The 16040-nt window shown below is 74.0% G+C and carries 11 protein-coding genes; 6 read left to right on the top strand and 5 right to left on the bottom strand.

The annotated features are described in order from the left end of the window. Positions 1 to 8: 8 nt before the first annotated feature. The gene (locus AC07VX_RS05845) at positions 9 to 893 is read right to left on the bottom strand and encodes an AraC family transcriptional regulator (RefSeq protein WP_493162608.1); all 885 of its coding nucleotides are present in this window, start codon (positions 891 to 893) and stop codon (positions 9 to 11) included. A 137-nt stretch (positions 894 to 1030) separates the two neighbouring features. On the opposite strand from AC07VX_RS05845, the gene AC07VX_RS05840 reads away from it, so the two are divergent. Next, positions 1031 to 1786 carry an SDR family NAD(P)-dependent oxidoreductase gene (locus tag AC07VX_RS05840; RefSeq protein ID WP_493162609.1) on the top strand — a complete coding sequence of 252 codons (756 nt, stop codon included), beginning with the start codon at positions 1031 to 1033 and terminating at the stop codon, positions 1784 to 1786. Positions 1787 to 1801: 15 nt separating this feature from the next. Here AC07VX_RS05840 and AC07VX_RS05835 read toward each other — a convergent pair whose 3' ends face one another. Next, positions 1802 to 2962 (bottom strand): sensor histidine kinase, encoded by a 1161-nt coding sequence (locus AC07VX_RS05835; protein WP_493162610.1) that lies wholly within the window; start codon positions 2960 to 2962, stop codon positions 1802 to 1804. After that, the gene (locus AC07VX_RS05830) at positions 2952 to 4250 is read right to left on the bottom strand and encodes a sigma-54-dependent transcriptional regulator (RefSeq protein ID WP_493162611.1); all 1299 of its coding nucleotides are present in this window, start codon (positions 4248 to 4250) and stop codon (positions 2952 to 2954) included. Before AC07VX_RS05830 ends, AC07VX_RS05835 begins: the two co-directional genes overlap by 11 nt. A 142-nt stretch (positions 4251 to 4392) precedes the next feature. Here AC07VX_RS05830 and AC07VX_RS05825 point away from each other — a divergent pair, with 142 nt between their 5' ends. Genes AC07VX_RS05825 through AC07VX_RS05810 form a run of 4 tightly spaced genes read left to right on the top strand, consistent with a single transcriptional unit; the run spans position 4393 to position 11955 of the window. Further along, on the top strand, positions 4393 to 6870 hold the full coding sequence (locus AC07VX_RS05825) for an ABC transporter permease (protein WP_493162612.1): 2478 nt from the start codon (positions 4393 to 4395) through the stop codon (positions 6868 to 6870). Continuing rightward, positions 6867 to 8129, top strand: a complete 1263-nt coding sequence (locus tag AC07VX_RS05820) for an efflux RND transporter periplasmic adaptor subunit (protein ID WP_493162613.1) — start codon at positions 6867 to 6869, stop codon at positions 8127 to 8129. Before AC07VX_RS05825 ends, AC07VX_RS05820 begins: the two co-directional genes overlap by 4 nt. Before the next feature lie 3 nt (positions 8130 to 8132). Next, positions 8133 to 8813, top strand: a complete 681-nt coding sequence (locus AC07VX_RS05815) for an ABC transporter ATP-binding protein (protein ID WP_493162614.1) — start codon at positions 8133 to 8135, stop codon at positions 8811 to 8813. A gap of 49 nt (positions 8814 to 8862) precedes the next feature. Further along, positions 8863 to 11955: a diguanylate cyclase gene (locus AC07VX_RS05810; RefSeq protein WP_493162615.1), complete on the top strand. Its 3093-nt coding sequence runs from the start codon at positions 8863 to 8865 to the stop codon at positions 11953 to 11955. Here the strand turns inward: AC07VX_RS05810 and AC07VX_RS05805 are convergent. Then, positions 11945 to 12769, bottom strand: a complete 825-nt coding sequence (locus AC07VX_RS05805) for an alpha/beta hydrolase (RefSeq protein WP_493162616.1) — start codon at positions 12767 to 12769, stop codon at positions 11945 to 11947. The genes AC07VX_RS05810 and AC07VX_RS05805 overlap by 11 nt on opposite strands. A gap of 23 nt (positions 12770 to 12792) precedes the next feature. Between AC07VX_RS05805 and AC07VX_RS05800 the strand changes: the two genes are divergently transcribed. Next, entirely contained in the window at positions 12793 to 14094 is a 1302-nt protein-coding gene (locus tag AC07VX_RS05800; RefSeq protein WP_493162617.1) for a M20/M25/M40 family metallo-hydrolase, read from the top strand. Here AC07VX_RS05800 and AC07VX_RS05795 read toward each other — a convergent pair whose 3' ends face one another. Next, positions 14095 to 16029 carry a methyl-accepting chemotaxis protein gene (locus AC07VX_RS05795; protein WP_493162618.1) on the bottom strand — a complete coding sequence of 645 codons (1935 nt, stop codon included), beginning with the start codon at positions 16027 to 16029 and terminating at the stop codon, positions 14095 to 14097. Positions 16030 to 16040: the final 11 nt, after the last annotated feature.

The following is a 16040-nucleotide window of genomic DNA, read 5'->3' as shown; positions in this document are numbered from 1 at the left end:
CCCGCTGTTCACACCTCGGAGCCGGCGGCGAGGCGGGCCACGTCGCGGGCGGGAGGCCGGCCGAAGGCGCGCGCGTACTCGCGGCTGAACTGGGTCGGGCTCTCATAGCCCACCTCGTGGGCGGCCGCGGTCACGCTCTGCCCGCTGCCCAGGAGGAGCCGGCGCGCCTGCAGCAGCCGCAACTGCTTCTGGTACTGCAGCGGGCTGAGGGCGGTCACGGCCTTGAAGCGGCGATGAAAGGCCGAGACGCTCATGGCCGCCTCGGCCGCGAGGGCCTCGACGGGCAGGGGCCGGGCAAAGTCGGCCCGCATGCGCCGGATGACCTTGTGGATCCTCGCCATCGCCGAGTCGGGTGTTGCGATGCCGCGCAGCATCCAGCCCATGGGGCCTTGCAGCACGCGGTACAGGATCTCGCGCTCGAAGGCCGGCGCCAGCGCGGCGATGTCGGTCGGGTGGTCCATCAGCCGCAGCATGCGGACCCAGGCATCCAGCAGCTCGGGCGTCACCGCCGCCACGCAGAAGCCCGAGTCGTCGGCCGCGGCGTGGGCAGCATCGGGCAGACCGGCCAGCAGCTCGGCGAGCACGGCCGTGTCCAGCAACAGCGCCACGGCCAGGTAGGGCGAGCCATCGGCGGCGGCCCGCACGGCGCCGGCGGCCGGCAGGTCGACGGACATCACGAAATAGGTCGCGGGGTCGTAGTGCAGCGTCCGCCCGCCCACGGTGATGGACTTCCCGCCCGTCAGGATGAGGTTGACCATGGGCTCGTACACCGCGGCCAGCTCATGCTCGGGGATGGCGCCCTGCACCATGGCCACGCGCGGGATGCCCGTCTCCGTGCGGCGGTTCTCCGCGCGGGCGGCCAGCCGGCGCAGCTCGTCGAGTTGCTGATGCATGCCGGCATTGGACCCTGCCTGCCGCCCGCCGCGGCGCAGGCCGGCAGGAACAGGCAGGAATCCGCCAGGAAGCGGCGCGCGCGCCGCCGCCGCGATTCCTATCGTTCGGGGCCTTCCCATCCCCTCGGAGTCCAGCCTTGAACACCCTCAGCAACACCATCGTCATCACCGGCGGCAGCCGCGGCATCGGCGCCAGCACGGCGCTGGAGGCCGCGCGGCGCGGCCAGGGCGTCATCCTGACCTATCACGCCCAGGCCGAGGCGGCCCGGGCCGTCGTGCGCCGCATCGAGGACGAGGGTGGCCAGGCGGTCGCACTGCGGCTTGACGTCGGCGACGCCGGCAGCTTCGCCGCCTTCCGTGCCGCGGTGCAGGAGGTGCTGGCCGCGCGCTGGCGCACCACGCAGCTCGCCGGCCTCGTCAACAACGCCGGCCACGGCCTCTTCAACCCGATCGCCACCGTCACCGAGGCCGAGTTCGACGGCCTGATGAACGTGCACCTCAAGGGCCCGTTCTTCCTGACGCAGACGCTGCTGCCGCTGCTGCGGCCGGGGGCGGCCATCGTCAACGTCACCAGCGCCACCACGCGCGTCGCCACCGCCGGCGTGGCGCCCTATGCTGCGTTCAAGGGCGGGCTGGAGGTGCTGACGCGCTACATGGCCAAGGAGTTCGGCGAGCGCCGCATCCGCGTCAACGCCGTCTCGCCCGGCGCCATCCGCACCGAGCTGGGCGGCGGCTTGAGCGAGGCTTTCGAGGCCTTTCTGGCGGGGCAGACGGCGCTGGGCCGCGTCGGCGAGCCGCAGGACGTGGCCCGCGTCATCGCCGCGCTGCTGGGCGAGGACGGCGGCTGGATCAACGCGCAGACCGTCGAGGTCGCGGGCGGCTATCTCATCTGACCGGCGTGCCCTGGCTCAGAAGGTCAGCACGAAGCAGGCGCCGCCGCCGGGCCGCTTGGCGTGGCGCACCGTGCCGCCCAGGCCGTGCACCAGCTGGCGCACCACGGCCAGGCCCACGCCGCTGCCGCCCTCGCGGGTCGTGAAGAAGGGCGTGAAGATGCGCGACTCCAGCCCCGGCGCGACGCCCGGGCCGTTGTCGGCCACCGTCAGCCGCAGCCGGGCGCCGCGGCTCAGGCGGGCCTCGATCAGCAGCGCTGGCGCGGGCCGGCCGGCGCAGGCCTGCAACGCGTTCTGCGCGAGGTTGATGAGCACCTGCTCCAGCTGGGCCGCATCGGTGCGCAGCGAGAGGCTCGCTGGCTCGACGCTGAGCGCCACGCGGCCACCCGCCCGGGCCCAGGCTGGTTCCACCAGACCCTGCACGGCCTGCAGCAGCGGCAGCAGCGGCGTGTCGGCCAGCGTGGCGGTCGGCGGCTGGCTGACGCTGCGGTAGCGCTCGACGAAGGCCTGAAGGTGCGCCGCGCGTCGCGCCAACGTCGCGAGCGCCACCTGCAGCTCGTCCAGCTCGCCGGCCTCCAGCAGCGCCGGCGAGCTCGCGGCCAGCGAGGCGATGGGCGTCAGCGAATTCATGATCTCGTGCGTCAGCACCTGCACCAGCTGGCGCCAGGCGGCCAGGGCCTCGGTCTCCAGCTCCGACTCGATCGGCGCCAGCGCCGCCAGCCGCCACGCCTCGCCCTGCACGGTCAGGGCCGACACCGCCAGCACGGCGCGCTCCTGGCCGTGTTCGGTCGGCAGCGTGACGACGCGGCGGCCTGGCTCGGCATCCAGCAGCGCGAGCAGGGCTGCGGGCTCCACAGCGCGGCCCGGCGCCGCGAGGCGGCGCGCAGCGGCGTTCAGCGCCAGCGGCGGGGTGCCGGTCACGAGTCGCCACAGCGCGAGCGGCGCGTGTTCCAGGGCCGCGCCCAGGTCGGGCCGCGGCGCTGGCGGCGGGTCGGGGGGCAGCGGCGTTGGCCGGTGCGCCAGTCGGCCGAGCGCGGCCCAGCCCCAGGCCGCGGCGGCCAGGCCGGCGAGGGCGCAGGCGACGAGCAGGCGGGGCGAATCCAGCGAGGCACCGGCCGCAGCCGCGCCCGCGGCCAGCAGCAGTGCCGCAGCAACGACGCGAGCACGATCAAAGGCCATGCTTGTCCAGCTTCCGGTACAGCGCTGCGCGGCTCACGCCCAGCAGCTTGGCCGCCTGGCTGATGTTGCCCTCGGCCTGGGCCAGGGCGGCCTGCACGGCCTCGCGCTCGCGCTGGGCCAGGTCCAGCCCCGGCGCCGGCGCCGGGCCGGGCGGCGCGATGTGGCCCAGCCCGAAGTCGGCCCAGGTGAAGCGCGGCCCGCGCGCCAGCAGCGTCGCGCGCTCGCAGGCTTGGCGCAGCTGGCGCACATTGCCCGGCCAGGCGTAGGCGCAGAGCCGGGCCTGCGCCTCGGCGTCGGGCTCGCGTGCCGGCCTTCCGCCGGCGAACTGCGCGAGGTAGTGGCGCAGCAGCAGCGCCACGTCCGCGGCGCCGCGCTCGCGCAGCGGCGGCACGCGCAGCACCACGGTGTTGAGGCGGTACAGCAGGTCGGGCCGGAAGCGCCGCGCATCGAACAGCTCGGCCTCGGGCACATTGGTGGCGGCCAGCACGCGCACGTCGACGGGCACGGACTTGTCGCTGCCCAGCGGCGTCACCTCGCGGCGCTCCAGCGCGGCCAGCAGCTTGGCCTGCTGTGGCAAGGGCAGGTTGCCGATCTCGTCCAGGAACAGCGTGCCGCCCGCCGCAGCGACGAAGCGGCCCGGCCGCGCCTCGCGGGCATCGGTGAAGCTGCCGCGCCTGTGGCCGAACAGCTCGCTCTCCACCAGCGCCTCGGGCAGCGAGCCCATGTCCACGGCCAGCAGCGGGCCGGCAGCGCGTGGTGAAGCGGCATGCAGTGCGCGCGCCACCAGCTCCTTGCCGACGCCGTTCTCGCCCAGGATGAGCACGCTGGCCTCGCTGGCACCGACCTGGGCGATCTGCGCGCGCAAGCCCTGCATCGCCGCCGACTCGCCTAGCAGCTCGCCCACCGCGGGTGGCGGGGCGCGTCGCGCCAGCGCCGCCTGCACGCAGGCGACGAGCCGCTCGTTGGGCCAGGGCTTGGTGATGAAGTCCACTGCACCGCCCTTGAGCGCCTGCACGGCCAGCTCCACCTCGGCATAGGCCGTCATCACGATGACGGCGGGCGGTTGGCGCCGCTCCATCACGTCACGCAGCAGCGCCAGGCCCGCCGCGCCGTCGCTGGCGCCGGGCATGAAGTTCATGTCCAGCAGCAGCACGTCGGGGGCGATCTCGTCCAGCGCCGCGGCCAGCTCGGCAGGCGAATGCCGCACGGCCACCGGGCCCAGCTTGCGCAGCGCCAGCCGCGCGGCCAGGGCCACGTCGGGGTCGTCGTCGAGGATCAGGATGGTCATGGGCGGCCGCGACTCTAAGCGCGGCCCCGGGGCCGGGCAAGGCGGTGTCCGGAAGCGAACACCTCAGGTGTTCACTAGCGGACATCGCGGCGTGCTTCTCCAGGGGAAGGACCCCTGGCCCGGCTCTTGCACCAAAGCGCTCATGAAGCTGCTTCCCTCTTCCATCCTCTGGCGCGGCGCCTGGCGCCAGCTGCGCGCCGAACCCGGCCCGGCCGCCCTCGTCATCGCCGGCCTAGCGCTGGGCCTGGCGCTCACGCTGCTGACGGCCAGCTTTCTGCAGGACACGCTGCGGCCTGACGGCGACCTGCCCGAGCAGGATCGCCTGGTCACTTTCGAGTGGCGGGTGCGCGGCCCGGGTGGCAGCACGACCGACTGGTTCCCCACGGTGCCGGCCGTGCCCCTTCACGCGGCGCTGCTGGCCAACGGCGCGCCGGTCGAAGCGATGACCCGCGTGCTCTACACGCAGCTGCCCGCGCAGGCCGCCGATGCCAAGGGCCTGAAGCGCAGCAGCCGGCTCGTCATCGCGCTGGCCGATGGCGACGTGCAGGCCTTGTTCGGCCTGCGCACGCTGGCCGGCGACCTGCGGGCGGCACTGGGTTCGCCGGAGTCCGTGGCGCTCAGCGCGGACGCCGCAGAACGACTCTTCGGCACGGCGCAAGTCCTCGGTCGCACGTTCACCATCTCGCTGCCGCCCGCGCCCGACGGCAGCGCGCCGGCCATGCAGTTCCCGCTGACCGTGAAGGCCGTGCTGCCCACGCCCAACCTGAACGGCGCGCTGACCTTCGACATCCTGGGCAGCTTCCACTCGCCCGCGGCCAAGGCCTACCTCAAGTTGTCGGACAGCTGGACCGCGCCCAATGGCCGGTTGTTCGCCCGCCTGCGGCCTGGCGCCGCGGCGCAGCAGATGACGGACCTGGCCCAACGCCTGCTGGCGCAGCAGCCCACCCCCCCGGGCCTGCCCGCCGACTTCCTGAAGGGCGGTGGCGCCTGGGCCTATTTGCGCGCGATGCCTGTGGTGGACGTGGGCCTGCACGGCGCGGGCAGCCCGCAGCGCCGACTGCAGCTGGGCGGCCTGGCGGCGGCGGCGGCTGGCGTGCTGGCGCTGGCGGTCATCAACTTCATCAACCTGTGGAGCGTGCGCACCTTGCGCCGCCAGCGCGAGATCGGGCTGCGCAAGTCGCTCGGCGCCGGTACGGCGCGGCTGGCGGCGCAGTTCTTTGGCGAGGCCGGCGTCGTTGTGGGCCTGGCCGGTGCGCTGGGCCTGCTGCTGGCCTGGTGGGCCGTGCCGTTGGTGGAGGCGCTGATGCAGCACGCCTTCCATGCGCCGGTGCTGGGTACGGGCATGGTGGTGTTGACCGGCTTGCTTTGCGTCGCCATCGCCGCGCTCAGCGCGTTGCCGCTGACGAGCATCGCGCTGCGCGTGCGGCCCGCCGAGTCGCTGGCCGGCCGCAGCTATAGCGAGGGCGCCGCCGGCCGCTGGCTGCGCCGCTTGATGACGACGGGCCAGTTCGGCGCTGCCGCGCTGTTCGCGTCGCTGGCGCTGACGGTGATGTGGCAGACGGAGCACGCCGGCACGATGCCGCGAGGCTTCGAGCTGCAGGACCGCGTGGCCATCGAGCTGCCTTGGTGGTGCGAGCCCGCGCAGTCGGAGGCGCTGCTCGACGAGGTGCGCCGCTGGCCCGAGGTCATCGCCGCAGCGGCGGCCGACGACGTACCTGGACGCGATTTCTCCAGCTGGTATTCGGATTTCCGCGGCCCGGGCGGCACGGCGGTGAACCTGCGCGGGGGCGTGGATTTCACGCCGGGCTACCTGCAGACCTACGGCATGCGTATCGTCGCCGGCCGGCTGTCGGACGACCACGTGGCCGAGACGGCGCAGAACGCCGTCGTGCTGGATCGCAGCGCCGTGCGCGCGCTGGGCTTTGCCAGTCCCGAGGTAGCGGTGGGCCAGACGCTGGGCGTGGCGCCGACGTACCGTGACGGCAAGCCGGCCACGGTGGTCGCGGTCATTGATGACATCCGGCTGGAGGACCCGCGCAGCCCGGCCCAGCCGCATGCGCTCTCGCCGGTGTCCAGCCGTGGCGCCGGCGTCATCAGCGTGCATACACGCGACCCGCTCGCCACGCGCAACAAGCTGTCGGCCCTCGTCAACAAGCACTTCCCTGACGCCAATGCCAACGCGCTGCCGGCGCGCGACATGGTGCTGCAGCGGGTGGCCGACGACGCGCGGCTCGGTCGCCTGGCGGGTGTTGCAGGGCTGATGGCGCTGGGGCTGGCCGCCGTGGGCATCTACGCGCTGGCCGCCTACACGCTGCGATTGCGTGAGCGCGAGATCGTGCTGCGCAAGCTGCACGGCGCCGGCCCGGCGGCCGTGGCGGCGCTGCTGGCGCGCGAGTTCGGCGGTGTGCTGGCGGCGGCCTGCGTGGTGGCGCTGCCGCTGTCGGCCTGGCTGAGCCAGCGCTATCTGGCGGACTTCGTCGAGCGCGCGCCCGTGGGGCCGGCCTCGCTGTGGGTGCTGCTGGCCGCCGTCGCCCTGCTTGCCACCGTGACGGCGCTGGCCGTGGCTCGCCACCTGGTCGCCGCGCTGGCGCTGCGCCCCCTGCAGGCCTTGCGCGGATGACGGCAGTGCTGACCTCCGGCGCCGCGATGGACCGGCGCGTGGCGTTGCCCCGCAGGATCTGGCGCTGGGTGCTCGCGGCCGTGGCCCTGGTCGCGCTGGCCGGGTTGCTGCTGCGTGCCTGGCCGCGCGGCGTGCCGGTGGCGCGGGCCGACGTGGAGATCGCCCCCGCCAGGCAAGGCAGCTTCCGCGACGTCGTGCCCGGCCGTGCCACCGTGCAGCCGCTGCAGTCCGTGCTGCTGGACGCGACCGAGGACGGCCGCGTCGAGCAGGTGCTGGTGGGTGACGGCGCCAGCGTCGCGGCCGGCCAGCTGCTGGTCGTGCTGGCCAGCAGCCAGCGAGCGCAGGAGCTGATGGCGCGCTCCAGTGAGGCGGCCCAGCAGCTCGCCAACCTCGCCACCTTCCGCGCTGCCTGGATGCAGGCGCGGGCCCAGCAGCGGCGCGAGCTGACCCAGGGCCAGTTCGAGCTGGAGCGTGCCCGCCGCGCCCACCAGCGCAACCGCGAGCTGGCCGCCACGGGCTTCCTGTCGCCGGCGGCGCTGGAGGAATCGGCCGACAAGCTCGCCATGGCCGAACGCCTCTACGCGCAGCTGCAGGCCGACGGGCGCGAGGAGCTGGCCACGCGCGAGCAGTCGGTGCGGGCCATGCAGCGCGCCGTCACCGATCTCGATCAGCGCCTCACCGCCATGCGCGCCGCCAGCGAGGGGCTGGCCGTGCGCGCGCCGGTGGCGGGGCGCGTGACGGGTCTGGCGCTGCAGGTGGGCGAGAGCGTGCGCAGCGGCAGCCGCATCGCCCGCCTGGACAGCCTGGGCCGCTTCAAGCTGGAGCTGCGCCTGGACGAGTTCCATCTCAGCCGCGTGCGCGAAGGCCTGGCCGCGGAACTGCTGCATGAGGGCCGCAGCCATGCGCTGCACCTCGTGCGCATCGACCCCCAGGTCAAGGACGGCCGCTTCGCCGTCGAGCTGGCCTTCGATGCCGAGCCACCGGCCCTGCAGGTGGGCCAGGGGCTGGACGTGCGCCTGACCCTGGGCCAGGCCCGGGACGCGCTGCTGCTGCCCGATGCCGGCTTCTACGCCGACACCGGCGGCGCCTGGGCCTTCGTGCTCGACGCCGACGGCCGCCATGCCGAGCGCCGCCCGCTGCAGCTGGGCCGGCGCGCCGACGGCGTCGTCGAGGTGCTGGGCGGCCTGAAGGCCGGCGAGCAGGTCGTCGTCTCTCCCTACCGCGCCTTCGCGGGCGCTTCCGCTCTTCAACTGAACTGAACCATGTTCAAACTCCGACACCTCACCAAGACCTTCCGCACCGGCGACATCGAGACCACGGCGCTGGACCGCCTGGACCTCGACATCGAGGCCGGCGAATACCTCGCCATCACCGGCCCCTCGGGCTGCGGCAAGTCCACGCTGCTGGGCATCCTGGGCCTGCTGGACGCGCCCAGCGGCGGCGAGTACTGGTTCGACGGCCACAACGTCGCCGGCTGGGGGGAGCGCCAGCTCAACGCGCTGCGCCGGGGCCGCATCGGCTTCGTCTTCCAGAGCTTCAACCTCATCGACGACCTGACGGTGGCCGAGAACATCGCGCTGGCGCTGGAGTACGGCGAGCTGCCCGCCCGCCAGCGCCGCGTGCGCGTCGACGAGGTCATGGCCCGGCTGGGCCTCGCCCACCGCGCCGGCCACCGCCCCAGCCAGCTGAGCGGCGGCCAGCAGCAGCGCGTCGCCATCGCGCGCGCCATCGCCGCCCGCCCGGCGCTGCTGCTGGCCGACGAGCCCACCGGCAACCTCGACAGCGCCCATGGCGCCGAGGTCATGCGCATCCTGCGCGAACTCAACGCCGAAGGCACGACGCTGGTCATGGTCACGCACTCGGCCGAACACGCCGCCCAGGCCTCGCGCGTGCTGCGTTTGCTGGATGGGCGTGTCGTGGTTGACGCATTCGCCCCGGTTTAAGGCCCCGGCGGCCCGGTGCCGGAGCCTCCGGCGCTTAGGATGCCGCCCCATGCACCCCCTAGTTCGTGGCCTGGCGGCCCTGTGGATGGCCCTGGGCCTGGGCATGGCCCAGGCAGGCGCCGGCGTGGGGCCCATGGAGGTGCAGTTCCGCAGCGTGAGCGTGCCGCAGAACTCGGTTCCGGCCATCGCGCAGGATCGCGCCGGCTTCATGTGGATCGCGACGAATAAGGGCCTGACGCGCTACGACGGCTACCGGTTGCGCCCCATCGAGTTCGCCGGCGACACGGTGGCCAAGCGCAGCCTGGGCTGGGTGCGGGCCATGGCGCCGGCCGCTGACGGCCGCATGTGGATAGGCACGGAGTTCCAGGGCCTGGTGGCCTACGACCCCGAGCGGGACCGCGTCGAGAGCCATGGCAGCGCCCAGGGGGGCGCGGGGCCCCATCCCTCCATCCGCGCGCTGGCCCAGGGCCGCGACGGCGCCATCTGGGTCGGCACGCTGGGCCGCGGCCTGTACCGCTACGACCCTGCCACCCGGCGCTACGAGGCCCACGAGCTGCGCTGGCGCGACCAGGCCGAGGCCCGCGTGCTGGCGCTGTGCGTGGGCAGGGACGGCGTCGTCTGGGCCGGCCACTGGCGCGGTCTGGCCCGTCTCGTCAACGGGGCCTGGGAGAACATCGCCCTGCCCGGCCTGGCCGACGGCATGCCCGTGCAGACGCTGACCGAGGACCGCGCCGGCCGCGTCTGGCTGGGCACGCAGGACGGGCACCTGGGCGTCGTCGAGCAGGGCCAGGTGCGCTGGGTGCAGGCGCTGGACATGCCCATCAACGCCGTCGCCGAAGCCGCCGACGGCAGGCTCTGGGTGGGGGCCAAGGTGGGGCTGTTCTGGGTCAACCCGGCCAGCGGCGCCGTCGAGGCCGAGCTGCGCCAGGACCCGCGCCGCGCCATGGGCCTAGCCGGCAACGACATCAGCGGCCTGCTGCGCGACCGCAGCGGCGCGATGTGGGTCAGCGGCTACGGCCTGGGCGTGCAGCGCCACCTCAACCACCCGGCCCTGGCCGTGCGCGGGCCCGATGCCGATACCGCCAGCCCGCTGGCCGAGGCCGACGTGCGCGCCGTGCTGGCGCTGAAGAACGGCGAGGTGCTGGCGCCGACGCAGACCGGCCACGTCGTGCGCCTGGACGGCCGCCCCGGCCGCGAGCTGGCCACGCTAGGCGAATGGCCGCGCGAGCGGCGCAGCGTCGTCGAGATCATGGCCGAGGCGCCCGACGCCAGCCTTTGGATGGCCGCCGCCGGCCGGCTGGAGCACCGGGCCGCTGACGGTCGCCTGCTGCGCGACTGGCCGCTGGACGGTGGGCGTGCCCAGCAGCTGATGCTGCGCGGCGACGGCAGCCTCTGGCTGGGCATGCAGGAGGGCCTGTACCGCCTCGCCAGCAGCACCGCGGCGGCGCTGGAACGCGTGCACCCGCTGGGCGGCGCGCTGCTGCACGGCGGCATCTATGTGCTGAAGACGGCGCCCGACGGCAGGCTCTGGGTGGGTGGCCAGCAAGGCCTGTTCCGCGAGCGCGAGGCGGCAAAGGGTGAGCCGGGCGGCTTGGAAGTGGTGCCGCAGTCGCCCACCGAGGCGCTGGCCAGCCCCATCGTCATGAGCCTGCTGTGGGGGCGCGACGGCAGGTTGTGGGTGGACACGCCCGTCAGCGGCCTGCACCGGCTCAAGGGCTGGGACGCCGAGGGCCGCGCGCGTTTCGAGCGCATCAGCGAGCGCCATGGCGTGGAGGGCGTGTTCGGCGGCAACCTGCACGAGGACGGCCAGGGCCGCATCTGGAGCCAGCTCTACGTCTACGACCCCGCCGCCGACCGGCTCGACAGCTTCGGCAGCGCCGAGGGCGCCAACTTCGGCAGCTTCTGGTTCTTTGCCAGCACCGAGCTGCCCGGTGGCGGCCTGCTGTTCGGCGGCAGCCGCGGCCTGCTGCGCGTGCAGCCCGATGCCTGGGCGCCGCAGCCGTCCAACCCGCCGCTGGTCATCAGCGGCCTGCGCGTGAACGGCCAGCCGCACGAGCAGCCGCGCTCGCTGCGCGAGGGCCTGCAGCTGCCGCCCGGCAAGCGCACGCTGTCGGTGGAGTTCGCCGCGCTGGACTACGCCGACCCGGCGCGGCTGCGCTACGAATACCGGCTGGAGGGCCTGGACGGCGAATGGACCCGCGTGGACGCCAGCGGCCGCAACCCCAGCTTCGGGCCGCTCAAGCCCGGCCGTTACGTGCTGCAGGTGCGCGCCACGGCCCATCACAGTCTGTGGGGCACCGAGCAGCTGCAGCTGCCCGTCATGCTGGAGCCGGCCTGGTGGGAGACCGACTGGGCGCGCATCGGCGGCGCGCTGGGGGCGCTGGCCGGCATCTGGGGCTGGATGCGCTGGCGCACGCGGCTGCTGCGCCGGCGCCAGGCCGAGCTGAAGGCGCTGGTGGACGAGCGCACCGCCGAGCTGCGCGAGCTCAGCCTGACCGACGCGCTGACCGGCCTGCGCAACCGCCGCTACCTGGAGCTGCGCCTGGACGACGACCTGCGCCTGTGCCTGCGCCGTTTCGAGACCACCGACGGGCAGGGCCCGGGGCCCGACGCCGACCTGGTGCTGATGGTGCTGGACCTGGACCACTTCAAGCGCGTCAACGACCTGCACGGCCATGCGGCCGGTGACGCGGTGCTGGTGCAGCTGGCCCAGCGGCTGCGCCAGGTCTTCCGCGAGACGGATTCGTTGGTGCGCTGGGGCGGCGAGGAGATTCTGGCCCTGGCCCGCGAGACCGACCGGCGCGACGCCGCCGAGCTGGCCGCGCGCGTCTGCGCCGCGGTGCGCGACAAGCCCTTCGAGATCGCTCCCGGCGAGACCGTGCACGTCACCGTGTCCATCGGCTTCTGCGCCTTCCCGCTGGACCCGCGCCACCCGCGGCTGTGGGACTGGCGCGCCTGCCTGGCCCTGGCCGACTCGGCGCTTTACGCGGCCAAGGCCCAGGGCCGCGACGGCTATGTGGGCGCCATCCGCGCCAACGGCCTGTCGCCGCGCGAGGCGCCGGACAGCCTGCCCGCCTGGCGCGCCGAGAAGCGGCTGGTCATCGCGCGCAGCAACGCCGTGGACGACGCCTTCACAAGCTGAACAGCGTCCTCAGGGCCGACGGCAGCTCGGCCCGCCAGGCCGCCTCGTTGTGCCCGGCGGCCTCGGCGATGTTCAGGCTCAGCCCGGCCGGCGGCAGCTGGCGCGCCAGCTGCCCGTGCATCTGGCGGGTCTGCCCCGCCATGCTGCCCCCTTCGCGGCCGCCGCAGTAGAGGTGGATGCGGGTGCCGGCGGGCAGCCGGGCCTTGGCCGTGGCGTCGAAGAGCTGGGGTGCGGCCCAGTAGGACGGGCTGAACAGGCCGTAGCGACTGAAAACATCGCCATGGCCGAGCAGGGCCGCGTGGCTGATGAGGCCGCCCAGCGAGCTGCCGATCAGCGCGGTGTGTTCGCGCCCGGGTTGGGTGCGCCAGCCGGCATCGATGAAGGGCTTGACGGTGTTGACGATGAAGTCGAGGTAGGCGGGCCCCTCGGCCTTGCCCAGCTCCTTGTGGTCGTAGGGCGCCATCTCGCTGTTGCGCTTCATGCCGCCGTTGTCGACGCCGACGACGAGGGCCTCGAAGCCGGTGGCCTTCGCGAGCGCTTCCATCGTCTCGTCCACACCCCATTCGCCGGCAAAGCTCGTCGCCGCGTCGAACAGGTTCTGGCCGTCGTGCATGTAGATGACGGGGTAGCGGCGCTGCGGCTCGCTCGCGTAGCTCGGCGGCAGGCACAGGCGCAGCGTGCGCGTGCGGGCCAGGCCCGGCATGGCCAGCGGCTCGGGCAGAACCTGCACGCTGGGCAGGGCCGTGGAGGGCCTGGCGGCCCATGCGGGCAGGCAAGGCACGAGGGGCAGGGTCAGCAGCAGGCGGCGTTGCATGGCGGGCGGGTGACACTCAAGGCATGAAGATCCCGCACGCTATCCGAACCGCCCTGGCCCTGCTGCTCGTCACGTCTCCGGCGCTGGCCGCCGGGCTGGACCCCCAGGAGGCGCAGATCGTGGCGAACGTGCAGCGCCTGACGCCCGACGCGCTGAAGCTGCTGGAGCGCAGCGTGCTCATCAACAGCGGCACGCTGAATCCGGCCGGCGTGCGCGAGGTCGGGGCCGTCTACGGCGCCGAGTTCGAGGCCCTGGGCTTCAAGACGCGCTGGGTTGACGTGCCCGCGGAGATGCGCCGTGCCGGCCATCTCGTCGCCGAGCGCCAGGGCGACCGGGGCAAGCGCGTGCTGCTGATCGGCCACCTCGACACCGTTTTCGAGAAGGACAGCCCCGTGACGCCTTGGGCAACCGACGGCCGCAAGGTGCGCGGCCAGGGCGTGTCGGACATGAAGGGCGGCGACGTCGTCATCCTGCTGGCGCTGCGGGCGCTGAGCGAGGCCGGCGCGCTGCAGGGGCGCACCGTGCGGGCCGTGTTCACCGGCGACGAGGAGCGTGTCGGCAGTCCGGCCGAGGTGGCGCGAGCCGCCCTCATCGACGCCGCCAGGCAGAGCGACGTGGCCCTTGCGTTCGAGGGCGCCACGCGTGACGAGCAGGGGCGCGACGCTGCCACCATCGGCCGCCGCGCCTCGGGCGGCTGGCGGCTTGACGTGACGGCGCGCACCGGCCACTCGGCCGGCGTCTTCGGCCGCGACGGCTTCGGCGCCGTCTATGAGGCCGCGCGCGTGCTGAACGCCTTCCGCGAGCAGCTCATCGAGCCCGACCTGACCTTCAATGCCGCGACGCTGGTGGCCGGCACCAGCGCCAAGTGGGACGACGCCGAGAGCCAGGGCCAGGCCTTCGGCAAGACCAACGTCATCCCGCGCGACGCCCAGGTGCGCGGCGACCTGCGCTACCTGACGGCCGCGCAGGGCGCAAAGGCACGCGAGCGCATGCAGGCCATCGTCGAGCAGGCCCTGCCCGGCACGCGCTCCAAGATCATCTTCCACGAGAACTACCCGCCGATGGCGCCCACGCCCGGCAACCTGAAGCTGCTGGAGGCCTACTCCCAGGCCAGCGCCGATGCGGGGCTGGGCGCCGTCGTGCCCTTCCCGCCGGGCCAGCGTGGCGCGGGCGACGTGCAATTCGTCGCGCCCCTCATCGACAGCCTGGACGGCCTGGGCGCCGCGGGCGGCGGCGCGCACACGCCCGACGAGTGGCTGGAGATCGCGTCCATCGAGCGCGGCGCCATCCGCGCGGCGCTGCTGATCTACCGGCTCACGCGCTAGTCAGTGCTGCGCGGTCCTGAACCGCGCCATCACCTCGCGCAGCGCCTCGGCCTGGCGCCGCAGGCTCTCGGCCGCCGCGGCGCTTTCCTCCACCAGCGCGGCGTTCTGCTGGGTCATGTCGTCCATCTGGTGCACGGCCACGCCCACTTCGTCCATGCTGAGGTGCTGGTCGCGCGACAGCGTGCTGAGCTCGCCGATCAGGCCCGCCACGCGGCCCACGGCGTCCACCACGCGCTGCATCAGCGCGGCCGCCTCCTCGCCCTGGGCGTGGCCGGCGCCGACGCGCTCCACGCTGGCACCGATCAGCGTGCGGATCTCCTTGGCCGAGCTGCCGGCGCGCTGGGCCAGGGCCCGCACCTCGCCGGCGACGACGGCGAAGCCGCGCCCGTGCTCGCCGGCCCGCGCCGCCTCGACGGCGGCGTTCAGCGCCAGGATGTTGGTCTGGAAGGCGATGCCGTCGATGGTGCCGATGATGTCGGCGATGCGCTGCGAGCTGGTCAGGATCTCGCGCATCGTCTCGGCCAGCGTGGCCACCGTGCGTCCGCCGGACTCGGCGAGCTGGCGCACCTCGCCGGCCAGCTCCGCGGCATGGCCCGACTGCGCGGCGCCATGCTCCAGGCCCTGGCGCACGGTGTCGACGGCGGCGGTGGTCTGCTCCAGCGCGCTGGCCTGGTTCTCGGTGCGCGCCGACAGGTCGGCGTTGCCGGCGGCGATCTCCTGGCTGGCGTTGGCCACCTCGTCGGCACGGCTGCGCACGCTGCCGACGACCTCGCTCAGCCGCGCGGCCATGTCCAGCAGCGCGGCGGTGAGGCGCTCGCCCTCGTCGCGCGACTGCCGGTCCACCTCGGCCCGGTGGGCCAGGTCGCCCTCCGCCACGGCCTGGGCGATACCGAGCGCGCGGCCCATGGAGCGCGAGGTCTGCCGGGCGATGGTCCACAGCAGCCAGCCTCCCGCCGAGGCCAGCGCCGCGATGAGGCCCAGGCAGAGGGCGATGTTGCGGCGGTCCTCTGCCAGCGTCTGCTGCAGATCCTGCTGCAGGTCGGCCACCGCGGCGTCGCCGAGGGCGTACTGCGCGTCGATGGCCGCCGTCGTCACGGCCCACCAGTCGGGGGCCTGCAGCTGCGGCGCCTCGGGCTCGATGAGGCCTTGCAGGGCTTTCTGCCGGGCCTCGCCCAGCCTGGACTTGACCTGGGCCGAGAGCGCCGCCAGCTGCTCGCCCGTCTTGCCCGGCAGCGCCACATGGCGCAGCGCGCGGTCGGCGTTGGCCTGGTCCACCAGGGCACGTTCCAGCAGCACCAGCAGGCGTTGGCGGTCGGCCGGCGCCAGCTCGCCCTTGGCCAGCATGCCCATGCCGGCGCCGCGCAGCCGGCCCAGCAGCTCGGCGCTGCGCGGCAGGTGCTGCAGCGCGGCGTCCTGCAGGAAATAGCCGTTCGCCAGCGGGTGCAGCACCAGCTCCGAAGCCACCGCCGCGTCGTAGACCCAGGCCAGGCGGGCGTCGATCAGCTCGGTGTGGCGGCGAAAGCTGTCGGCCGCGGCCAGGCCGCGGTTGCCGATCTCGCCCGCCAGCTGTTCCTGGGCGCGCCAGTAGTCTTCCAGGCCGCTCAGCAGGGCCGGGCCGAGCGCCGCGCGCGTGGCGTCCAGGCTGGGCGCCTTCAGGGCCTGCAGGTCACGCCAGACGGCCGCGCGCCTGGCCTCGGCCGTGGCGTCGCCGTTGAGCTGGCTGTTGGCGAGGCCGCGGTGCTGCGCGGTCAGGCGGGCCAGCTTCAGGCCCAGCGTGACGGCGGGCAGGGCGCTGGCCTCCTTGCTCTGCTGGGTCTCGACCACCAGGGCCAGGCGCAGATAGAGCACCGAGGGGATCAGCCCCATCAACGCGCTGACCAATGCCACGGCCGCCAGCTTGCGGCCCACACCGAGGCGCTCGATCCAGGTCTTCATGTCTTCTTCTC

Source organism: Roseateles sp. GW821-FHT03B02 (assembly GCF_059421025.1).
The sequence above is the reverse complement of the archived record's forward strand: the minus strand, read 5'-3'. Positions and strand labels throughout refer to the sequence as shown.